Origin of the sequence: Streptomyces sp. NPDC002680, assembly GCF_042889145.1 — a bacterium.
GTDB lineage: Bacteria > Actinomycetota > Actinomycetes > Streptomycetales > Streptomycetaceae > Streptomyces > Streptomyces adonidis.
This window is the reverse complement of record NZ_JBIAQP010000003.1, coordinates 23888-44974: the sequence shown is the minus strand read 5'-3', so window position 1 is coordinate 44974 and position 21087 is coordinate 23888. Positions and strand designations below refer to the sequence as shown.

Sequence of the window (21087 nt, the reverse complement as noted above, 5' to 3'; positions counted from 1 at the left end):
AGGTTCGCCAAAACGGTTTACGTGCTCGTTCACGGGCTCGGGGTGGCGGACGGCGAGGGTGAAGGTGTGGGTGAGGGAACCGGTGTCGCGCCCGGCTGGTTCTCCTTCGGGAGATGGCGGCTCACCTCCGCCGTCGTCAGTCCGAGGCCGCCCAGTTTGATCTCGTCCCATGCCTGGAGGCGACGGGTGTCGCGGTCGAAGTAGAGGACGGACGTCTCGATCTGGTCCGGGTTCCGCTTCTCCAGCGCGCGCAGCCCGCTGCCGCCGGTCGAGCCCTCGATACGCAGCCGAGTGCCGTTCTTCATGACCTCCATCTCCGCGTGGTGGAGGTGTCCGGCCAGGACGAGAGGGACCACGCCGTCGGTCCGCCGGGCCGCGTCCGGCTCGTGGACCATCGCGATGTCGACCGGTGTGCCCAGGGTCCGCTGGTCGCGGATGGCCGAGGCCAGCCGGTCGCCCGCCACCTTCTGGTCCTGGCCGCCGTCCTCCTCGCCCGCCGAGCGGTCCGGGGTGAACGCCGGGTCGCCGATGCCGGCGAAGCGCAGCCCGCCGATGGTGACCGAGTTGCCGTCGTCCAGGACGTGCACGTTCTTCATGCGCTGCAGATAGCGCTGGGTGAGCTGCGAGTCGTGGTTGCCCCGGACCCAGACGTACGGGGCCCCTAGGTCCTTGATCGGGTCCAGGAAGGCGTTCTCGGCCGCCGTGCCGTGGTCCATGGTGTCGCCGGTGTCGACGATGACGTTGATCTTGTACTGCTCCACCAGCGACGCGATGATCTTCCAGCTCGCCGGGTTGAGATGGATGTCCGAGACATGCAGGACCCGGATCGTGGCGGGGTCCGGCTGGTAGGTCGGGAGCGTGGACGTGACGTCGTACAGCTTCGTCATGTTCGTCACCAGACGCGCCAACTCCTTCTGGTAGATGTCGAATTCGGTGACGATGCTGCGCGCGTTGCCGACCAGGGAGGGGGCGGAGGAGAGGAGCCCGGAGAACTTCGGTTCCAGGACCGATTTGGGGTTCCAGGTCGCGTACGCCGTCGCTCCCGACGCCAGTAGGAGGGTCAGGGCGAGGCCGCCGGCCGCGAGGGCGCGGCGGGGGCGGCGGTAGACCGCGAGGCCGAGAGCGGTGGCTCCGGAGACGACGGCCACGCATGAGCGTACGGCCAGGTCGAGGGTGCCGTGGCCGACGTCCTGGGCCACCTCGTCCTGGAGGCCGGACAGACGTTCGGGATGGTCGACGAGGGCCTGGGCGCGGACCGGGTCCAGCTGGTCGACGTTGACGTCGAGGCGGACGGGCGCGGTGTGGCTGCTCAGCTCCAGGGCGCCCAGCGGCGAGACGTTGATCTTCGTGCCGCCGGTGAGGGAGGGACGAAGGGTCATCGTCGTGTTCATCGGGCCGACCGGCGCGCGTACGTTGCCGACGATCAGCAGCCCCAGCCAGGCACCCAGAAGGACCACCGCGACCAGGCCCAGCGTGCGGGTCCAGGGGTGCGGCGGATGGACCAGCTCGGCGGCCGGATGCGCGCGGCGGGCGCGATACCGGCCGGTGAGGGCGGTCAGGGGGCGGGTGAGCGAGCGGGGGTCGGTGGTGCGGGTGTTTCGGGGGTGCGGGGTGTTGGCGGGTACGCGTGCCATTGGTCCCGTATGCCCAGGGCGCGGCGCGGCTATGCGGGGCGGTGACCCTCGTACTGCGGGGGCGGTGACCCCGTACGGCCGGGTCCGTAACCCCCGTACGGGCGACTCGTACCGGACAATGGGCGTGTGCTGGAGATGACGCGCGAGGAGTTCGAGGAACTGGTCGCCCAGGCGCTGGACCGGATTCCGCCTGAGCTGACGCGGCTGATGGACAACGTCGCGGTCTTCGTCGAGGACGAGCCCCCGACGGACGAGCCCGAGCTGCTCGGGCTCTACGAGGGGACGCCGTTGACCGATCGCGGGGAGTGGTACGCGGGGGTGCTGCCCGACCGGATCACGATCTACCGGGGACCGACCCTGCGCATGTGCGAGACCCGGGACGACGTGGTCGCGGAGACCGAGGTGACCGTCGTCCACGAGATCGCCCACCACTTCGGGATCGACGACGAGCGGCTGCATGCCCTGGGGTACGGCTGAGGGGGCCGGGGACGTCAGTTCTAGCCGGTCCGGGCCGGTGCTGGTCGCCTGCTCTGTCTGGTGCCTGGGCGTCACGTTCGCCTGGTGGCAGGGGTGGCGGGTTCACCTGCCGGGGGCACGGTCGGTGGGCCGGGGCGTTGGATGTGGCCCGTTCCGGGTGGCGTTGCCCGGCTGCGCATCGCGGCCGGGCGAGGCGTCGGCTGATGCCGGGATGCCATGTTCGCCCGGCGGCTGCGGCCGGGGCGTGCGGAGGCTGACGCGGGGCGCGTGTCTTCTTGTGGGCGACGGGAGTTGAGCACGTTGACTCCTCGACTCTCCACCGGAGGTGGCTGCCCGTGCGCCCCTTGCATGTACCTGTCCGACTGGCCGCCACCGTCGTGGCCGTCGCAGCCGCAGCCGGCTGTATGAGCGTGGGTGACGACGACGGCGGCCGGGTCAAGCCCTCCCACTCCGCGGGGCAGAAGGGCGGCGAGGCGCCCGATGGGGGTACGGCGGTGACCGGCGGTGGTGGTTCCGGGTGGGCCGGCGGGTCCGACGGCGGCGGCAAGCACGGGCACGGGAAGGGCAAGGGGGACTCGAAGGGGGCCAGTGGGGCGCCTGTCTCTCCCGGCGCCTCGCCGTCCGCCGGGCACAGCGCGCCCGCGTCGGCACCCGCCAAGCCGGGTGGTGGTGGCAGTGCCGGGCCCGTGGTTCCTGGGGCTCCTACGCCGACCAAGGCGCAGCCGACGCCGACGAAGACCGCCGAGCCGGAACCGGAGCCGCCTGTGGAATCGCCCACACCGCCGCCGCCCTCACCGGAGCCGACGGTCGCCGAACCGTCGTCCTCGGTGCAGCCGCAGCAGGCCCAGCCGCAACTCCTGACACGGGAGCCGGCGCCGGAGGCCGGGACACCCGCCTAGGCGGGTCGCGGACCGGTGCTGACCTGCGAGGACGGTACCCGGTTTGCCTAAGGGGGTGGTGGGTGCGTATGGTGGTAGATCGTTTGATCCCATTGCCTGGCGCCTTGAATAGACGCGCCGCGTGTGGCGCGTACTCTCCCTTGCCGTGGCTGACCGCATTGAGGCGGTCGAATTGCGAAATCACGGAGTTGACGGGCGCGTGCCGACGAGACTCCGGAAGGTTTCGCATTCGCATGTCCATTTCCAGTACTGATCACATCGTCGTGCCCGAGAACGACGAGGTCATCGACCTCGACGCCGTCGAGACGACCGACACCGACACCACCGCCGACGTCACCGACGCCGAGGCCGGCGAGCCGCAGGTCACCTTCAGCGACCTCGGTCTCCCCGAGAACGTCGTGCGCAAGCTCGCGCAGAACGGTGTGACCAGCCCCTTCCCGATCCAGGCGGCGACCATCCCGGACGCCCTGGCCGGCAAGGACATCCTCGGTCGGGGCCGCACCGGCTCCGGCAAGACCCTCTCGTTCGGTCTGCCGGTCCTGGCGCGCCTCACCGGCGGCCAGACCGAGAAGAAGAAGCCCCGCGCGATCATCCTCACGCCGACGCGTGAACTCGCGATGCAGGTCGCGGACGCCCTCCAGCCCTACGGCGACGTCGTCGGCCTGAAGATGAAGGTCGTCTGCGGCGGTACGTCGATGGGCAACCAGATCTACGCCCTGGAGCGCGGCGTCGACATCCTCGTCGCCACGCCCGGCCGCCTCCGCGACATCATCAACCGCGGCGCCTGCTCCCTGCAGAACGTCGAGGTCGCCGTCCTCGACGAGGCCGACCAGATGTCCGACCTGGGCTTCCTGCCCGAGGTCACCGAGCTGCTCGACCAGATCCCCGGCGGCGGCCAGCGCATGCTGTTCTCGGCCACGATGGAGAACGAGATCTCCACGCTGGTCAAGCGCTACCTGACCAACCCGGTCACGCACGAGGTCGACAGCGCGCAGGGCAACGTCACGACGATGTCCCACCACATCCTCATCGTGAAGCCCAAGGACAAGGCGCCGGTCACGGCCGCGATCGCCTCCCGCAAGGGCCGCACGATCATCTTCGTCCGTACGCAGCTCGGCGCCGACCGTGTCGCCGAACAGCTCATCGAGTCGGGCGTCAAGGCCGACGCCCTGCACGGCGGTATGACCCAGGGCGCCCGCACCCGGACCCTGGCCGACTTCAAGGACGGTTACGTCAACGTCCTCGTCGCCACCGACGTCGCCGCGCGCGGTATCCACGTCGACGGCATCGACCTGGTCCTGAACGTGGACCCGGCCGGCGACCACAAGGACTACCTGCACCGCGCGGGCCGCACGGCGCGTGCCGGCCGCACGGGCACGGTCGTCTCCCTGTCCCTGCCGCACCAGCGGCGCCAGATCTTCCGGCTGATGGAGGACGCGGGCGTCGACGCCGGGCGTCACATCATCCAGGGCGGCGCGGCCTTCGAGCCGGACGTGGCCGAGATCACCGGCGCCCGTTCGATGACCGAGGTCCAGGCGGAGTCCGCGGGCAACGCCGCCCAGCAGGCCGAGCGTGAGGTCTCGCAGCTCACCAAGGAGCTGGAGCGTGCCACGCGCCGCGCCGCCGAACTCCGCGAGGAGGCCGACCGCCTGACGGCGCGTGCGGCTCGCGAGCGGGGCGAGGACCCGGAGGCGGCCGTCGCCGCGGTGGCGGCAGTGGCCGAGGCCGCTGCTGTCGAGGCCGCCGCCGCTGCGGAGGCTCCGGTGCGCGAGGAGCCGCGTCAGCAGCGTGACGAGCGGGGCAACTACGAGCGCCGCGACCGGTCGTCGGGCTCGGGCGGCTTCAACCGCGACCGTGACAACGATCGTGGTGGCCGTTCCTTCGAGCGTCGTGACGAGCGTCCCTCGGGCGGCTTCCGCCGCGACGACCGTCGTGACGGTGGCGGCGACCGTGGTGGTTTCCGCCGTGACGACCGCCCGTCGGGTGGCTTCCGCCGGGACGACCGCCGTGACAACGACCGTGGTGGCCGTTCCTTCGAGCGTCGCGACGAGCGTCCCTCGGGCGGCGGCTTCCGTCGCGACGACCGCCCCGCCGGTGGCGACCGTGGTGGCTTCCGCCGCGACGACCGCCCGTCGGGTGGCTTCAACCGTGACAACGACCGTGGCGGCCGCTCCTTCGAGCGTCGTGACGAGCGTCCCGCCGGTGGCGGTTTCCGCCGCGACAACGACCGTCCGGCCAGTGGTGACCGTGGTGGCTTCCGCCGCGACGACCGCCCGGCCACCGGTCACCGTGGCAGCGACCGCCCCTTCAACCGCGACCGCCAGGGCGACCGCCCCACCGGCGGTGGCTTCCGCTCCGGCGGCCATGACCGCCCGTACGGCCGCCGCGACGACCACCGTGGCACGGGTTCGGGCTCCGGCTCGGGCACCGGTTCCTCCTTCGGCCGCCGCGACGAGAAGCCGCGCTGGAAGCGCAACGGCTGATCATCGCTGGGTGATCACCGGGTGATCGCTGACTGATCATGAAGGGCCCGTACGACTTCGGTCGTACGGGCCCTTCGTCGTGCCGTCGCCGCGCCCTCCCGGCAGGCCGAAAATCCCAACTCGCCTGTCAGCGGCGGCTGTTACGCTCCGGCGCGAATCGGATGATCCGGCGGGGAGCCGGATCTGGGGGAAGGAATCCGTTGAGTTCGTTGAATCCGTTGTCTCGTCATGTCTTCGCCCGCTGCGGCGTCGCCGTGGCGCTCGCGTCGTCGGCCGTCGTCGCCACGCCATGGGCGGCCGCCGCCGCCGAGAACAGACCGCCGTCCCAGCCCGCGCTGTCCGAACTGACCACCGGGGGCAAGGCGTGCGTGGGCGGTGCGGACCGGCCGTACGTCGGTACGCGGCCGACGCTCGAGGCGGTTCTCCGCGACCCTGACGGGGGCCGTGTGAGCGCCGAGTTCGAGGTGTCCTGGACGGATGCCTCGGGTGCGGGGCAGGTGCGCAGTACGGTCCAGACGACCGCCAAGTCCAGTGGTTCGACGTTCAGTTGGACCGCGCCCACCGACGTGCCCGCGTTCACCGAGGTGAGTTGGCGGGTGCGGGCGAACGACGGCACGCTGTGGGGGCCGTGGAGTTCCGACGGTGGCAGCGGGCCGTGCGAGTTCGTGTACGACACCGAGGCGCCCGCGAAGCCCTCGGTGTCCTCGCCCGAGTACCCGGACGACAACGAGGGCTGGCCCGACGGGGTGGGCGTGTACGGCACGTTTACCGTCGACTCCACGTCGGACGACACGGTGTCGTACCTCTACAACTTCCTTGGCGGACCGCAGCAGACGGCCGTACCGGACGCGCCCGGCGGGCCGGTGGAACTGCGCTGGCTGCCGCAGTCGTCGGGCCGCCACGCGCTGTCCGTCCAGGCCGTCGACCGGGCCGGCAACGTGAGCTCGACCGCCACCTACTCGTTCCGGGTGGGTGAGGGACGTACGCCCGTCGCCGCCTGGACGCTCGCCGACGCGGCCGGGTCCAGCGAGGCCTCGGCGGAAGCGGGTGGCAGGGCCGCCGTGTCGGGCGGCGGGGTCGTGTTCGGCGCGGCGGGTCCCGCGCGGACCTCGGTGACGGGGGCCGTCGGCCTCGACGGGTCGGACACCGCGTATCTGACGAGCGGCGCGCCCGCCGTCGACACCGGTGAGGCCTTCTCCGTGAGCGCCTGGGTGCGGTCGGAGTCGGCCGACGCGGACATGACCGCCGTCAGTCAGGGCGGCTTCGGGCTCGGGACGGCGGGCGGTGCCTGGTCGTTCGGGGTGGGCGGCTCCGTCGTACGGGGTGGAGTGGTGGAAGCCGGTGACTGGGCGCATCTCACCGGGGTGTACGACCCGGTGGCCGGCACGGCTCGGCTGTATGTGAACGGGCGGGAGGCCGGCACGGCCGAGAACGTCACCGCCTCCTCGGCACCCGGAGACCTCCAGATCGGCCGCACGCTTGCCGGCGAGGCGGGGAACTGGCGCGGGGCGCTGGCCGGCGTACGCGTGTGGGACCGCATCGTCGTCGGCGCCGAGGCCGCCGGGGCGGCGAAGCGGGCCACCGTGAGCGAGGGCTACTGGGCCCTCGACGAGGCGGTCGGCGGCAGCAGCCCCGAGCGGGACGGCGGGCAGCCGCTCACGCTGGGCGGGGACGCCACGATCTACCGCGACGACGTCCCCTGCGACTGGCTCGACCCGGACTGCCTGCCGAGCCAGTCCCCGATCTTCGGGGCCGGACACCTCCTGCTGGACGGCGACGGGGACTTCGCCGCGACCGACGGCCAGGGCATCGCCACCGGCGACAGCTTCTCGGTCGCCGCGCACGTACGGATCGACGGGGCGGCGCAGGACCGGCCGATGGCGGTGCTGTCGGTGCAGGGGGAGGACAACTCCCTTGCCGAGGTGCGCTACTCGGGGGCCTCGCAGCAGTGGGAGGTGGCTCTGACGGACGCGGACGGCGGGTCGGTCACCCTCACGGCGGGCGGCGCGTGGGCCTCGCCTGACGATGTCCATCACCTCGCGCTCGTGTACGACGACGAGGCCGACGAGATCCTGCTCTACGCCGACGGGCAGCTGTCGGCGAGGGCGTCGTACCGGCCTGGCTGGACGGCCACGGGTGATCTGCAGATCGGCCGGTCGCAGGGTGCGGCGGGTTGGGGCGACTATCTGGCCGGAGCGGTCGACGAGGTGCACGTCCACGCGGGCGCGCTCACCGCGACGCAAGTGGCTCAATTGGCGGCCGGTGCGACGGACGTCTGACAGCGGGGCGGGGACGGACATATTTCCGGCCAACTGAATCCCGTTGTGGCGCATGTCATACCCCCGGCAAGGGAATTGCTGGGGGCATGACAGATGACGCCACAACGACTGGGCTGTCGGACGAGGAACGGCTTGCCCAGCTCGGTTACACCCAGGTCCTCGCCCGCCGTATGTCGGCGTTCTCCAACTACGCGGTGTCCTTCACGATCATCTCGGTCCTGTCGGGCTGCCTGACCCTCTACCTCTTCGGCATGAACACGGGCGGCCCGGCCGTGATCACGTGGGGCTGGGTCGCCGTAGGGCTCATGACCCTCTTCGTCGGGCTGGCGATGGCCGAGATCTGCTCGGCCTATCCGACCTCCGCGGGCCTCTACTTCTGGGCCCACCGACTCGCTCCTCCTCGTAGCGCGGCCGCCTGGGCGTGGTTCACGGGTTGGTTCAACGTACTCGGACAGGTCGCGGTGACGGCCGGAATCGACTTCGGGGCGGCGTCCTTCCTGGGCGCCTACCTCAACCTCCAGTTCGACTTCGAGGTCACCCCGGGCAGCACGATCCTGCTCTTCGCCGGCATCCTCGTCCTGCACGGCCTCCTCAACACCTTCGGCGTCCGCATCGTGGGGCTGCTGAACAGCATCAGCGTGTGGTGGCACGTGGTGGGTGTGATCGTCATCGTGGGGGCGCTGACCTTCGTACCGGACGAACACCAGTCCGCATCCTTCGTGTTCACCGAGTTCGTGAACAACACGGGCTGGGGGAGCAGTGTGTATGTCGTCGCCCTGGGGCTGCTGATGGCCCAGTACACCTTCACCGGCTACGACGCCTCCGCACACATGACCGAGGAGACCCACGACGCCTCCACGGCGGGCCCGAAGGGCATCGTCCGCTCGATCTGGACGTCCTGGATAGCGGGTTTCGTACTGCTCCTGGGCTTCACCTTCGCCATCCAGTCGTACGACGACACGCTCGCGTCCCCGACCGGCGTGCCGCCCGCCCAGATCCTCCTCGACGCACTCGGCGCGACCGCGGGCAAGCTGTTCCTGCTGGTCGTGATCGGGGCGCAGCTGTTCTGCGGCATGGCGTCGGTCACGGCCAACTCCCGCATGATCTACGCCTTCTCCCGCGACGGCGCCCTCCCCTACTCGCACATATGGCACACGGTCAGCCCCCGCACCCGTACCCCCGTCGCGGCGGTCTGGCTGGCGGCGTTCGGGGCGCTGGTCCTCGGACTCCCCTACCTGATCAACGTGACGGCGTATGCGGCCGTGACCTCGATCGCCGTGATCGGTCTCTACATCGCCTACGTCATCCCGACGCTGCTGCGGCTGCGCAAGGGCGAGGCGTTCGAGCGGGGGCCGTGGCATCTGGGCCGCTGGTCGCGGGTGATCGGGGTGGTGTCGGTGGCCTGGGTGGTCGTGATCACGGTGCTGTTCATGCTGCCCCAGGTCGCGCCCGTCACCTGGGAGACCTTCAACTACGCCCCGATCGCGGTCCTGGTGGTGCTGGGCTTCGCGGCGGTGTGGTGGGCGGCCTCGGCGCGGTACTGGTTCCTGAACCCGGAACACGAGCGGACCCGGGCGCGGGAGGCGGCTCGCAAAGGGGCGGTCGAACCGGTCGATCTGTAGCGAGGGCACCCATTTCTCCGCACGAGCCGCCGCCCTGCGGTGGAGCGACCCGGCCGTGTCTCCGATACCCGATCGGAGTCCTGGCCGGGTCCGGCTATGCTCGGGGGAGCAACATCGCTGGGACCCTTAGCTCAATTGGCAGAGCAGTGGACTTTTAATCCATTGGTTGTGGGTTCGAGTCCCACAGGGTCTACCGTTCGACCCCAGGTCAGGAGGTAACCGGCCTGGGGTCGAGGTGTGTTCGGAGGGCCGCGGTCGCCGCCCGATGTGTGGCCAAACCATGTTCGGCTCAGCTCCTCGGCGCGCGGGGACGCCTTCCGTCGCGTCCTCCGGCACGGCGCGGCGCAGCACGTGTGTCGTGCGGTGGTCCAGGAGCGCCCGGGTGACTCCCTCTGTTGGGCGCACCCCGATATCTGTGGTCGCGAGCTGAGATGTTGGTGGAACGCGCGGGCAGGTTATTTGCCGCAATAAATAGTGGGAAATTTCTTGGCGGACCCGGGCCGTTGCGGTGTGCTACTGTCGATAAAAGTTGCAGTTGCAGTTGTGGTTCCCGAAATTTAGACTTCCGGATTTCTTCTCCGGGCGGGGCAATCATCGCGGCGACACGAGGTCCGCACGGTGTGGATCCCGTTATGCACTGCCCCCGAAGGAGATATGACATGCCTGCAGGCACCGTGAAGTGGTTCAACGCGGAAAAGGGTTTCGGCTTCATCGAGCAGGACGGTGGCGGCCCCGATGTGTTCGCCCACTACTCGAACATCGCCGCCCAGGGCTTCCGTGAGCTGCTCGAAGGCCAGAAGGTGACCTTCGACATCGCGCAGGGCCAGAAGGGCCCGACGGCTGAGAACATCGTTCTCGCCTGACGCTGACGCGTACTGTGCAGCTGGGGCCCGCATCCCTCGGGGTGCGGGCCCCAGCTGCATGCATTTCTCGCAGTGGGTTCACCTGCGAGAAGGCGGCTCCGAGGAGTCCGTGGGCGGAGAACAAGCCCTGGATATCGTATCCGCCTCTGGTATCTGTTGTATCGCCTGCGCCGTGCGAATTTACTGCCGGCCAGATTCGCTTTCGTATTCCATCGGCCCATTCTTGCAATTGTCCGCGCCGCTCGTTGCTGCGGAAATTCCTAGATGTGAGCCGCATCGAGGAAGGTTCCGCATGAACCGCACACGTACCAACGACCGCTCCGCCCGCACCCGCAACGGCAGTGCCGCTTCCGGACGAAGGAGCGGCGGCCGAGTCGGCTCGTCGGCCGCGAGCCGGTCCGGGAAGCCGAGCCGTTCCGGCGGCCACGGTGGTTCCGGCCGCCGACCCGCCGCGGTCCAGGGGGAGTTCGCCCTCCCCGAGACGATCACCCCGGCTCTTCCCGCCGTGGAGGGCTTCGCCGATCTCGACATGCCCAAGGAACTGCTGGCCGCGCTCGGCTCGCAGGGCGTGACCGTCCCCTTCCCGATCCAGGCCGCGACCCTGCCGAACTCCCTCGTCGGCCGGGACGTACTGGGTCGCGGGCGCACCGGCTCCGGCAAGACCCTCGCTTTCGGGCTGGCGCTGCTGGCCCGTACGGTCGGGCGGCGCGCCGACGCCAGGCAGCCGCTGGGGCTGGTCCTCGTACCGACGCGTGAGCTGGCGCAGCAGGTCACCGACGCGCTCACCCCGTACGCCCGTGCCGTGCGGCTGCGGCTGGCCACGGTGGTGGGCGGGATGCCGATCGGCAGGCAGGCCAGCGCGCTGCGTGGCGGTGCCGAGATCGTCGTCGCCACCCCCGGACGCCTCAAGGACCTCATCGACCGCGGCGACTGCCGGCTGGACCAGGTCTCCATCACCGTCCTCGACGAGGCCGACCAGATGGCCGACATGGGCTTTATGCCGCAGGTCACCGCCCTGCTCGACCAGGTCCGCCCCGACGGCCAGCGCATGCTGTTCTCCGCCACCCTCGACCGGAACGTCGACCTGCTCGTGCGCCGCTACCTCACGGACCCCGTCGTGCACTCCGTCGACCCCTCGGCCGGCGCGGTCACGACGATGGAGCACCACGTGCTGCACGTCCACGGTGCCTACAAGCACACGGCCACCGTCGAGATCGCCGCCCGTGACGGCCGCGTGATCATGTTCCTCGACACCAAGCACGCCGTCGACCGCCTCACCGAGCAGCTCCTGCACAGCGGGGTACGGGCCGCCGCGCTGCACGGCGGGAAGTCGCAGCCGCAGCGCACCCGCACGCTGGCGCAGTTCAAGACCGGGCACGTCAACGTGCTGGTGGCGACCAACGTCGCGGCGCGCGGCATCCACGTCGACAACCTCGACCTCGTCGTCAACGTCGACCCGCCGACCGACCACAAGGACTACCTCCACCGCGGCGGCAGGACCGCCCGTGCCGGTGAGTCCGGCAGCGTCGTCACCCTGGTCACCCCGAACCAGCGCCGCGACATGACCCGCCTCATGGCAGCGGCCGGCATCGTCCCGCAGACCGCCCAGGTCCGTGTCGGCGACGAGGCCCTGCACCGCATCACCGGCGCCCAGACCCCCTCGGGCATCCCGGTCGTCATCACCGCGCCGGTGGCCGAACGCCCCAAGAGGCGCGGCGACGCCTCGAAGCGCAACGCTGCCTCACGCGGCCGACGCCGCCCCGCCTCAGCGGCAGGCCGCACGTCCGCACGGCAGTCCACCGTCGGCGCGGCGGCGTAGTACCAAGGCCCAGCACAACGATGCGGAACCCTCGTGATCAGTCGGCCCGGTCACCCGGGCCCGGCTTGCCACCGTCCGGGACGGCCACGGCTACACGGACCGGATCCGTCCGAGTGACATCACCGACGGCGGCGGGCTCTTCGCCTCACCGCGGACCACGGGGGCCGCAGCCCCGGGCGTCCTCGCCCTCTCTCCTGTCTCCCCTTGTCCCCTTCTCTCTGTGAGGCATCATGCGCTGTGTCATCGCACGCTTCCCGTTCGACCTGACCAAGAGCGGTGTGCTGGAGTCGATGAAGGGTGTCAAACCCGAGCCGATCACCGGCGAGTCCGTGATCATCGGACGACGCCACTACCCCGTCAAGCAGGTCGGCCAGGTCGTCACCCGCCAGGACCCCCGCGATTTCAGCGCCGGCGAAGTCGTGCGGGCCATGGCCAGGCTCGGCTTCACCTGCGGCACCGCGCCCAAGGCCGCCCCCGCGCGTGACGACAACCCGTTCGAGCGGGCTTCCGCGTTGCTCGGCACCCCCGTGTCCGTCTGACCGACCGGATCGGCGTGAGCCGAACAGCATCCGAACAGCAGTGAGGGCCCGACCGGCACACGCCGGTCGGGCCCTCACTGCGTGCCGTGCCGTGTTGTTCGCGGCGCGGCGGCGGAGAACTCGCGCAGACTGGCCGAGGTGATTACCTCATCGCCAAGTCCATCAAAATCTATGCTTGCCAGAGTAGACATTGGGAACTCGGATGGTTACTGTTTCTCTCGTAGCCGAGATCGAGCGAGGCCCGACAGACACGAACTGCCGGGCAGTAGTGCACGCATGGCAGTACCAGCAGTTCGCAGTACAAGCAGTACGTACGCAGTTTCCGTTCGACGAGTGATTGCTTCAGAGGGAAGAACGGAGGAGTCGAGCGCCATCGGGATCGCCCGGGCCGAAGAGCTGGACCCGGGTACCGCAGGACATCGTTAAGGCAGGTGGTCTCCGGTCGTACATCCGCGATCCCCGCACCCCGTCGGTTTTCCGGGCGGCTGTGCGGAAACATAGGGCCGGTGCAGCAGTAGGGCCGGCAGATGGTGTTTGGTAGTTCCTTCGGGGCCTTGGTGCCATACGGCACCAAGGCCCCTCGACGCGTTCCACAGAGAGGTGAGATGACAGCAGACGAGTCGCTGGGCCGTCTCGACGACGACGACTACCCCGCCTACACGATGGGCCGGGCCGCCGAGATGCTCGGCACCACTCCCGGTTTCCTCCGGTCCCTCGGCGAAGCGAGGCTGATCACGCCACTGCGCTCCGAGGGCGGACACCGCCGCTACTCGCGCTATCAACTGCGTATCGCGGCCCGCGCGCGTGAACTCGTCGACCGCGGCACCCCGATCGAGGCGGCATGCCGGATCATCATCCTCGAAGACCAGCTTGAGGAAGCCCAGCGCATCAACGCCGAGTACCGCCGCGCCGACGGATCGTCCCATCCTCCGGCTGAGTCCTGAAGCGGGTGTGCCCGCCGGGCGCGATCACCGGCGGCTCAGCCCGGCCAGGTGCCCGTCGAGCGCCGGACGGACGTGGCGCCGGCGCGGTCGACGGCTGCCTTGACGCCGGCGAAGGCCGCGCGCCCTGCAGGACGGCCGCCGACTGGACCTCGCGCCGGCCGCGGTGCTCGCCGGCGGAGTCGGGGGCGTGCTCCTCGCGCGCGAGCCGGGTTCCGGTCTGCTCGAACACCGCGTTGGTCCGGACGCCGCCGAGGGCGCCCAAGGCCACGCCGACCGGCTTGCAGGCGATCTTCGAGGCCTCCACCGGTGTTTCTTCTACCGGTGTTTCTTCTACCGGTGTTTCCTCGACCGCCGGATGAGCAGCAGCGCCACGACCGCGCCGGCGGCGAGCAGCGGGGCGCGGTTGGCACGGGCGGCCTGCATCCCCTGGCCCGCCTTCTCGCGTACCGGTTCCGGGGCCTTGTCCCGGGCCAGTTCGGCGACGTGTGCGGCTTTGTCGCGGACTTGCTCGGTTGCTGCCGTGGCCTTGTCGCGGACCTGTTCGGTCGCCGCTGCCGCCTTGGCGCGTACCGGCTCGGGGGTCCTGTCCTGCACGGCGTGGGCCGCGTGCGTGGCCTTGTCCCGGAGTTGGGCCGTGACCTGGGTGGTCTTCTCGGTGACCTGCTGCCTGACGGTCGCCGACTTCTCCTGGGCCCGGGGCTTCGGCTCGGTGGGCTCGCCGAGGTTCTCGGGGGTCGCCTCCACCCGTATGCGCAGTTCCTCGGGGGAAGGCGTCGCCGTCCCGTCGTCCGGCTGTGACTTGTCCTCGGTCATCGCTGTGGCCTCTCCTTGGTCGCGGTCGCATCGGCCCTGACGCTGTCCATGTCCATGTCCGTGTCCATGGTTCGCTGGACGCCGCCGGGGATCGCCTGGCCGAACCGCTCCTGCCGAGCGCCGCCATCGGCGCGGTGACGGTCGTCAGGACACCGGTGCGTTCAGCGGATCGGCTGTGCGAGTACCCCCGTATCCCCGCCTCACCCCGCCGTGTTGGCGGGCCAGCTCCGCGTCGCACTCCAGGCCCAGCAGGATCGCCAGATTGGTGATCCAGAGCCAGATCAAGAAGATGATCACGCCGGCGAAAGTGCCGTAAGTCCTGTTGTACGAGGCGAAGTTCGCCAGGTACACCGCGAAGCCGGCGGAGGCGGTCATCCAGATCGCCAGCGCCAGGAAGCTGCCCGGTGTGATCCAGCGGAAGCCGCGGCCCTTCGGGTGCGGGGCCGCCCAGTACAGGATCGCGATCATGACCGTCACCACCATCGCCAGCCCCGGCCACTTCGCGATCGACCACACCGCGAGCGCCGTGTCGCCGAACCCCAGTGCGGTGCCGACCTGTTGGGCCAGGTCGCCGGTGAACACGACGGTCACCGCGCTGACCACGGCCAGGACCATCAGGGCCAGCGTCACGCCGACGCGGACCGGCAGTACCTTCCACACCGGACGGCCCTTCGGGACGTCGTAGATCGTGTCGGCGCTCCTGATGAACGCGGCGACATAGCCCGAGGCCGACCAGACCGCGACGAGCAGGCTGAAGGCCGCCATGGCCGAGCCGATTCCCGTGGTGCCCTCCATCTGCGACACCGCGTCGTGCAGGACCTCCCGGGCCGAACCCGGGGCCAGGCGCTGGATGTTGTCCAGCACGCGTCGCGACGCCGACCGGCCCATGAGCCCGAGCACGGAGATCAGCAGCATCAGCGCCGGGAACAGCGCCAGGATGCCGTAGTAGGTCAACGCGGCGGCCCGGTCGGCCAGTTCGTCCTTGCCGAACTTCTTCGCGGTGCCTTTCAGTACCGCCCACCAGGAGGGCCTGGGCGGCGTGGGTGCGGCCGGGTCCGGCCCGGCCTCGGGTGTCCCGTCGTGTCCGCCGTTTCCGTGCTGCTTCAGCATCCGTGGCATTCCGTACGGATATCCGGCTGAGCGGCAGTTATACCCGTACGCCAGCGGCTGTCGGCCCGTGCTCAGCCCACGCTCAGCTCCGTGAGGCCGCCCAACTCGCCCAGCGGCAGCGTGTGTTGGGTCTGCAGGACCTTCGCGCGGAGGTAGCGGACGTTCGCCGGAGTGGTGAACACGCCTGTGGGGACGCGGTCCTGGACGTCCATGCCCAGGGCGCGGAGCTGGTTCGCCTTGTCCGGGTTGTTGGAGAGGAGGTCCAGTGAAGTGATGTTCAGGGCTTCGAGCATCTGGGCCGCCGCCGTGTAGTCGCGGGCGTCCTCGGGGAGGCCCAGCGCGGCGTTCGCGGCGTAGGTGTCGAGGCCCTCGTCCTGGAGGGCGTACGCGTCGAGCTTGTTGTAGAGGCCGATGCCCCGGCCCTCCTGGCGGAGGTAGAGCAGCACGCCGCCGTGCTCGGCTATGCGCTCGACGGCCTCGCGCAGCTGCGGGCCGCAGTCGCAGCGGGCCGAGCCGAAGACATCGCCCGTGAGGCACTCGGAGTGCAGCCGGACCAGCGGGGTGGTGCCGGGCGCCGGTTCGCCGAGGACCATCGCCACGTGCTCCAGGCCGTCGGCCAGGCCGTGGAAGGTGACCAGTTCGGTGTCGACGCTGTAGCCGTCGTGGAAGCGCAGCGGCACCCGGACGCGGGAGCGCTGGGTGGCGGCGGGGAAGTCGGGCATGCGGGTCTCCCGGGTGGTTCTTGGTCCTCTGGTCCTCTGATCCTCAGAGATCCGATCTGCTTCAGTTTTGAAGCAGATCCTCACTCGAATGGTGACCCTACCTCATGTTTCAAAGTTAAAGCAATGAGTTTCCGGTGTGGCTCACGACCCGCACGACGGCGCCGACCGGCGCAGCCACGGCAGCCCCTCCGGTGACGGCGCCGACTCCGTCCCGTCCCCCTGGAGCGCCCGCTCGACGCCCGCGCAGATCTCCTCCAGCTGGCCCACCTGCTCGGGAGTCAGATGGTCGAAGAGGGACGCGCGGACCGTGGCGACATGGCCCGGGGCGGTGCGTTCCAGCACCGCCATGCCCTCGTCGGTCAACGCGGCGACGGTGCCCCGCTTGTCCCACTTGCAGGCCTCACGCCGTACATGCCCGTCCTTCTCCAGTCGCGCCACCGCATACGTCAGCCGGCTGCGCGTGATCTTCAGCTTCTCGGCGAGATCGGTCATCCGCAGCCGCCGCTCGGGCGTCTCGGAGAGGTAGGCCAGGATCGTGTAATAGAGGTGCGGCATCCCGGCGTCCTGCTGGAGCTGCCGGTCGAGCGCGTCCTCCAGGAGCAGGGAGGCCCCGACGTACGCGCGCCACGCGCGCTGCTCCTCGGGGGTGAGCCAGCGGGTCGTCATGCGACCAGTGTAGGTTTGTTTAAAACTTGAACCAACCGGTACTGGAAGACGTACTCGAAGAACCGCTCGAAGCACCACTCGAAGAAAGTGCGCCCATGCCCCTCCCCTACGTCCTGTTGTCCGCCGCCGTCTCCCTCGACGGCCACCTGGACGACACCGGTCCCGATCGGCTGCTGCTCTCCAGCCCCGCCGACTTCGACCGGGTCGACGAGGTACGGGCGTCCAGCGACGCGATCCTCATCGGCGCCGGCACCATCCGCGCCGACAACCCGCGCCTGCTGGTCAACTCGCCCGAGCGGCGGGCCGCGCGGGTGGCGGCCGGGAAGCCGGAGTACCCGCTCAAGGTGACCGTCAGTGGGTCGGGGGAGCTGGACCCGGCCGCCAACTTCTGGCACACGGGCGGCGGGAAGGTCGTCTACACGACCGACAAGGGTGCCGAGCGGGCCGGGCGCGTGGATCTCCCCGCCAGTGTGGACGTCGTCTCGCTGGGGTCGGGCCCCCTCGACTGGCGGGCCCTGCTCGAACACCTGCACGACGTGCGAGGTGTGCAACGTCTCATGGTCGAGGGCGGCGGCACCGTCCACACCCAGCTCCTCCAGCAGGGCCTCGCCGACGAACTCCAGCTCGTCCTCGCGCCCCTCTTCGTCGGCGATCCCGACGCGCCCCGCCTCTTCGGCCACGGCGCCTACCAGGGCGGACGCCTGCGGCTGACCGAGACCCGGCGGATCGAGGACGTCGTCCTCATGCGGTACGAGCCCACCGCGCCCGGCACCGGCCCGCTCCCCGTCGCCGCCGACCGGCACTGGCTGGCACTGGCGTGCGAGATGGCCGAGCTGTGTCCGCCCTCGCGCACGGCGTTCAGCGTCGGCGCGGTGGTCGTGGCCGCCGACGGTACGGAGCTGGCGCGCGGGCACTCCCGGGAGGGCGGCGACCCGGTCGTGCACGCCGAGGAGGCCGCCCTCGCCAAGCTCGACCCGGCCGACCCCCGGCTCCCGACGGCCACCGTCTACAGCAGCCTCGAACCCTGCGCCCGCCGCGCCTCCCGCCCCGCGCCCTGCGCCCGGCTGATCCTCGACGCGGGCGTCCGCCGGGTGGTGACCGCCTGGCGCGAGCCGGACACCTTCGTGGTCGCGGCGGACGGGAACGGCCTGCTCACGGGCGAGGGCGTCGAGGTCGTCGTCCTCCCCGAGTACGAGGAGCGGGCCAAGGCGCCCAACGCCCACCTGCCCGGCTGATGATCAATCGAGTGATCGACCGAGTGATCGACCGGGTGATCAATCGTGGTGATGGGGATCCCGCAGATGGCGTATAGTTGTGTTCAGCGGCGCGGGGTGGAGCAGCTCGGTAGCTCGCTGGGCTCATAACCCAGAGGTCGCAGGTTCAAATCCTGTCCCCGCTACTGAAGGCCCAGGGCCGGAAACCAAGAAATTGGTTTCCGGCCCTGAGTCGTTTCCGGGGCCGTCCTCTTTCTTCGTCGGCCCCACTCCTCTTCTTAGCCCGGTCGGTCCACCCCGCTCGCTCTCCTCGGCCGCTCCCGAAAACCTGGACCGACGGGACGGGCGATCGGCGGGAAGCGGGAGACGAGACGAGTGGCGCGGTCGGGAGAGCCGGGGTCGCCGGACGAGGCGGTGGTGGTCTCCCGGGTGCGGACCCTCGTCCGCGTTCTGCCCGCGTTCCTGATCGTCGCCGGGGTCGTCTACGACGTCGTCACCCCGCGCGACTTCACCGCGGTCCCCTTCTTCACGGCCGCCCCCCTCATCGCGGCCCCGCTCTCCTCGCTGCGCACCACGACCGTCACCGGGGCCGCCGCGCTCCTCGCCGAGTACCTGGTCCACCTCCGCTTCGGGTTCTCCCCGGACGCCGACACGATCACCGAGACGATCACCGTGGCCACGGTCGTCGTCCTGGCCGTCGTCATCAACCGGGTCGTCCGCAGGGGCGACCGCCGCCTCGCCACGGCCCGCGAGATCGCCGAGGCCGCGCAACGCGCCGTACTGCCCGAACCGGACGCGCGCATCGGCGGTTTCGAGATCGCCGCCCGGTACGAGGCCGCCCAGGAGGGTGCCTTCATCGGCGGCGACCTGTACGCCGTGCAGGACACCCCGTACGGAGTGCGGCTAGTCCTCGGGGACGTGCGGGGCAAGGGGATGGGGGCCGTGGCGGCCGTCGCCGTCGTCATCGGGGCGTTCCGGGAGGCCGCCGAGCAGGAGGCGACCCTGGAGGCGGTCGCCCAGCGGCTGGAACGAGCCCTCGCCCGCGAGGCCGCCCGGCGCGGCGGTCTGGAGGCCACCGAGGGCTTCGCCACCGCCGTACTCGCCGAACTCCCGCACGGCGACGGGGTCGTACGCGTCGTCAACCGCGGGCACCCCCCGCCCCTGCTCCTCGACACCGACGGCACCCTGCGCGTCCTCAGCCCGTCCGAAGCCGCGCTGCCGCTCGGCATGGGCGACCTCGGCGGTGCACCCGACCGGGCCGAGACGACACCCTTTCCCGGCGGGGCGATCCTGCTCCTGCACACCGACGGGCTGTCGGAGGCCCGTGACGGGCACGGCGACTTCTTCGCCCCGGCCGACCGGCTCGCGGGCCGCGTCTTCCACGCCCCGGACGCCCTCCTCGCCGCCCTCGCCGACGAGGTGCGCCGGCACGCGGGCGGCGGCACGACGGACGACATGGCGCTGCTCGCCGTACGCCGGCCCATCAGCTCATGAGGTCCTCAAGTTCTCGAGTTCTCATCAGTTGTCACCAAGGGTGAGTGAACGGTCCCGCTCCGCATAACATCTGACACACAGTCAAAACTCAGTAGTCACTTAGGGCACGGTCAACTCGCCCGATTTTCACCGGTGGTGACCCGGAACGTCCTCGGGAAAAGCGTTAACGATCAACAGGAACAGCTTGGAATACAGGGCCCTGGTCTATTAACGTTCGATAACGCAGCGCGGTCGTCCCAGCCGTCACAAGAGTCGGCTCCGTGCGCACGCGCCGAATCCCGCGAGGGAACCGGGGAACCACCAACTTGGGGTGAATCGCTCGTCCGCCGCCGTGGCAACACGGCAGGTATACGCGCGTAGGAGACCTTCCTGCTCCGAACCCGTCAGCTAACCCGGTAGGCGAGAAGGAAGGAAAGGAGCACGCCCACGTGGCGTCAAACCCGGCCGCCCCAGAGGCCCCGTTCGTACCGAGTCAGCGCGGCAGCGAGACCGAGGACGGGAAGATCCCGACCTTCGGCTTCGGCAGCCGTCGCACCGACGAGGGCCCCTGGGAGGAGTGGAATCCCAGCGCGGACACCACTCGTCCGGTTCGCGGCCGGCACCGCGTCGGCAAGCAGCGCGGCGGCGGAGGACTCGCCCGCAGCTCCACCGTTCTCGGCGTCGGTGTCATAGCCGCCGTCGGCGGGGCCGGTATGGCCACCGCGCAGACCGGCAAGCCGCCGGTCTCCATCTCCATCCCCGACCTGCCCTCCGTCGGCTCGCCCTTCGCGGGCGACGACGACTCGGACGCCGAGCCCCAGGGCTCCCCCAACGCGCTCAGCAGCGTCGGGGTCACCTCCGAGGAGACCGAGCAGGGCACCAGCGACGCGGGTGAGGCCCTGCGCGCCCGCATCATCCTCCAGGCCGAGCAGCAGAAGGACCAGGCCGAGGCCAAGGTCCAGCAGGCCGCCCAGGACGCCGCCGCGAAGAAGGCCGCCGCCGAGGCCGCCAAGGTCAAGCGCGAGGCCGCCGCGAAGGCCGCCGCCGCGAAGAAGAAGGCCGCCGAGGAAGCCGCGGCGAAGCTGGAGGCCGCGCGGCTCGCCGAGCTGGCCAAGCAGTACACGCTGCCGACCTCCTCGTACACGATCACCTCGACGTTCGGCCAGGCCGGCTCGCTGTGGTCCTCCGGTTACCACACCGGCCTCGACTTCGCTGCTCCCACCGGTACCCCGCTCAAGGCGGTCCACACCGGCACGATCACCGAGGCGGGCTGGAGCGGCTCGTACGGCTACCGCACGATCCTCACCCTCGATGACGGCACCGAGATCTGGTACGCCCACCAGTCCTCGATCAACGTCAGCGTCGGCCAGAAGGTCAACACGGGAGACGTGATCGGCCGCGTCGGCGCCACCGGCAACGTCACCGGGGCCCACCTCCACATGGAGGTCCACACCAGCAGCTCGGACACCGCGGGGATCGACCCGATGGCGTGGCTGCGGAGCATGGGCCTCAACCCGTAATCCCGTAACA

Annotated in this window: 17 protein-coding genes, 2 tRNA genes and 1 riboswitch; of the genes, 14 read left to right on the top strand and 5 right to left on the bottom strand. The window is 70.3% G+C overall.

What is annotated here, in order from left to right; genetic code table 11:
• Positions 1-29: 29 nt before the first annotated feature.
• Complete coding sequence (locus ACFYXF_RS09820) at positions 30-1634, bottom strand: metallophosphoesterase (RefSeq protein WP_389349051.1); 1605 nt, start codon at positions 1632-1634, stop codon at positions 30-32.
• Between the two features lie 126 nt (positions 1635-1760).
• Between ACFYXF_RS09820 and ACFYXF_RS09815 the strand changes: the two genes are divergently transcribed.
• From ACFYXF_RS09815 to ACFYXF_RS09770, 10 genes are all read left to right on the top strand, one after another.
• Entirely contained in the window at positions 1761-2111 is a 351-nt protein-coding gene (locus tag ACFYXF_RS09815) for a metallopeptidase family protein (protein WP_389349050.1), read from the top strand.
• 335 nt (positions 2112-2446) lie between these two features.
• On the top strand, positions 2447-3010 hold the full coding sequence (locus ACFYXF_RS09810; RefSeq protein ID WP_389349049.1) for a hypothetical protein: 564 nt from the start codon (positions 2447-2449) through the stop codon (positions 3008-3010).
• Between the two features lie 233 nt (positions 3011-3243).
• Entirely contained in the window at positions 3244-5493 is a 2250-nt protein-coding gene (locus tag ACFYXF_RS09805; RefSeq protein ID WP_389349048.1) for a DEAD/DEAH box helicase, read from the top strand.
• A gap of 200 nt (positions 5494-5693) precedes the next feature.
• On the top strand, positions 5694-7772 hold the full coding sequence (locus ACFYXF_RS09800) for a LamG-like jellyroll fold domain-containing protein (protein ID WP_389349047.1): 2079 nt from the start codon (positions 5694-5696) through the stop codon (positions 7770-7772).
• A gap of 86 nt (positions 7773-7858) precedes the next feature.
• Positions 7859-9394 carry an amino acid permease gene (locus tag ACFYXF_RS09795; RefSeq protein ID WP_389349046.1) on the top strand — a complete coding sequence of 512 codons (1536 nt, stop codon included), beginning with the start codon at positions 7859-7861 and terminating at the stop codon, positions 9392-9394.
• A 120-nt stretch (positions 9395-9514) separates the two neighbouring features.
• Positions 9515-9587: transfer RNA gene (locus tag ACFYXF_RS09790), tRNA-Lys, on the top strand.
• Between the two features lie 466 nt (positions 9588-10053).
• The gene (locus ACFYXF_RS09785; RefSeq protein WP_369037241.1) at positions 10054-10257 is read left to right on the top strand and encodes a cold-shock protein; all 204 of its coding nucleotides are present in this window, start codon (positions 10054-10056) and stop codon (positions 10255-10257) included.
• A gap of 292 nt (positions 10258-10549) precedes the next feature.
• A complete protein-coding gene (locus tag ACFYXF_RS09780; protein WP_389349045.1) occupies positions 10550-12076 on the top strand; it encodes a DEAD/DEAH box helicase in 1527 nt (508 codons plus the stop codon).
• Positions 12077-12306: 230 nt separating this feature from the next.
• Positions 12307-12615 carry an SCO5918 family protein gene (locus ACFYXF_RS09775; protein WP_389349044.1) on the top strand — a complete coding sequence of 103 codons (309 nt, stop codon included), beginning with the start codon at positions 12307-12309 and terminating at the stop codon, positions 12613-12615.
• 605 nt (positions 12616-13220) lie between these two features.
• A complete protein-coding gene (locus ACFYXF_RS09770) occupies positions 13221-13559 on the top strand; it encodes a helix-turn-helix domain-containing protein (RefSeq protein WP_389349043.1) in 339 nt (112 codons plus the stop codon).
• A 330-nt stretch (positions 13560-13889) separates the two neighbouring features.
• On the opposite strand, the gene ACFYXF_RS09765 is transcribed toward ACFYXF_RS09770, so the two are convergent.
• From ACFYXF_RS09765 to ACFYXF_RS09750, 4 genes are all read right to left on the bottom strand, one after another.
• The gene (locus tag ACFYXF_RS09765; protein ID WP_389349042.1) at positions 13890-14372 is read right to left on the bottom strand and encodes a hypothetical protein; all 483 of its coding nucleotides are present in this window, start codon (positions 14370-14372) and stop codon (positions 13890-13892) included.
• A gap of 144 nt (positions 14373-14516) precedes the next feature.
• Positions 14517-15491, bottom strand: coding sequence for a YihY/virulence factor BrkB family protein (locus ACFYXF_RS09760; RefSeq protein WP_389349041.1), 975 nt, complete (start codon positions 15489-15491; stop codon positions 14517-14519).
• A 62-nt stretch (positions 15492-15553) separates the two neighbouring features.
• Positions 15554-16204, bottom strand: a complete 651-nt coding sequence (ribA, locus tag ACFYXF_RS09755) for a GTP cyclohydrolase II (RefSeq protein ID WP_389349040.1) — start codon at positions 16202-16204, stop codon at positions 15554-15556.
• Positions 16205-16345: 141 nt separating this feature from the next.
• Positions 16346-16870 carry a MarR family winged helix-turn-helix transcriptional regulator gene (locus ACFYXF_RS09750; protein ID WP_369037233.1) on the bottom strand — a complete coding sequence of 175 codons (525 nt, stop codon included), beginning with the start codon at positions 16868-16870 and terminating at the stop codon, positions 16346-16348.
• Positions 16871-16965: 95 nt separating this feature from the next.
• Here ACFYXF_RS09750 and ACFYXF_RS09745 point away from each other — a divergent pair, with 95 nt between their 5' ends.
• The 4 genes from ACFYXF_RS09745 (at position 16966) to ACFYXF_RS09730 (ending at position 21077) form a co-directional block, all read left to right on the top strand.
• Positions 16966-18105: a dihydrofolate reductase family protein gene (locus ACFYXF_RS09745; protein ID WP_389349039.1), complete on the top strand. Its 1140-nt coding sequence runs from the start codon at positions 16966-16968 to the stop codon at positions 18103-18105.
• Between the two features lie 90 nt (positions 18106-18195).
• A tRNA-Met gene (locus tag ACFYXF_RS09740) sits at positions 18196-18269 on the top strand.
• A 190-nt stretch (positions 18270-18459) separates the two neighbouring features.
• Positions 18460-19578, top strand: a complete 1119-nt coding sequence (locus ACFYXF_RS09735) for a PP2C family protein-serine/threonine phosphatase (RefSeq protein WP_389349038.1) — start codon at positions 18460-18462, stop codon at positions 19576-19578.
• Positions 19579-19837: 259 nt separating this feature from the next.
• A riboswitch (cyclic di-AMP (ydaO/yuaA leader) is annotated at positions 19838-19995 on the top strand.
• 11 nt (positions 19996-20006) lie between these two features.
• Positions 20007-21077, top strand: a complete 1071-nt coding sequence (locus tag ACFYXF_RS09730) for a M23 family metallopeptidase (protein ID WP_389349037.1) — start codon at positions 20007-20009, stop codon at positions 21075-21077.
• Positions 21078-21087 lie beyond the last annotated feature (10 nt).

Bases quoted from the DNA above. Each gene is read 5' to 3' on its own strand.
- ACFYXF_RS09780 (WP_389349045.1), top strand. From the start codon at position 10,550: ATGAACCGCACACGTACCAACGACCGCTCCGCCCGCACCCGCAACGGC.
- ACFYXF_RS09795 (WP_389349046.1), top strand. From the start codon at position 7,859: ATGACAGATGACGCCACAACGACTGGGCTGTCGGACGAGGAACGGCTT.
- ACFYXF_RS09785 (WP_369037241.1), top strand. From the start codon at position 10,054: ATGCCTGCAGGCACCGTGAAGTGGTTCAACGCGGAAAAGGGTTTCGGC.
- ACFYXF_RS09805 (WP_389349048.1), top strand. From the start codon at position 3,244: ATGTCCATTTCCAGTACTGATCACATCGTCGTGCCCGAGAACGACGAG.
- ACFYXF_RS09820 (WP_389349051.1), bottom strand. From the start codon at position 1,634: ATGGCACGCGTACCCGCCAACACCCCGCACCCCCGAAACACCCGCACC.
- ACFYXF_RS09775 (WP_389349044.1), top strand. From the start codon at position 12,307: ATGCGCTGTGTCATCGCACGCTTCCCGTTCGACCTGACCAAGAGCGGT.
- ACFYXF_RS09770 (WP_389349043.1), top strand. From the start codon at position 13,221: ATGACAGCAGACGAGTCGCTGGGCCGTCTCGACGACGACGACTACCCC.
- ribA (WP_389349040.1), bottom strand. From the start codon at position 16,204: ATGCCCGACTTCCCCGCCGCCACCCAGCGCTCCCGCGTCCGGGTGCCG.
- ACFYXF_RS09760 (WP_389349041.1), bottom strand. From the start codon at position 15,491: ATGCCACGGATGCTGAAGCAGCACGGAAACGGCGGACACGACGGGACA.
- ACFYXF_RS09765 (WP_389349042.1), bottom strand. From the start codon at position 14,372: ATGACCGAGGACAAGTCACAGCCGGACGACGGGACGGCGACGCCTTCC.
- ACFYXF_RS09750 (WP_369037233.1), bottom strand. From the start codon at position 16,870: ATGACGACCCGCTGGCTCACCCCCGAGGAGCAGCGCGCGTGGCGCGCG.
- ACFYXF_RS09745 (WP_389349039.1), top strand. From the start codon at position 16,966: ATGCCCCTCCCCTACGTCCTGTTGTCCGCCGCCGTCTCCCTCGACGGC.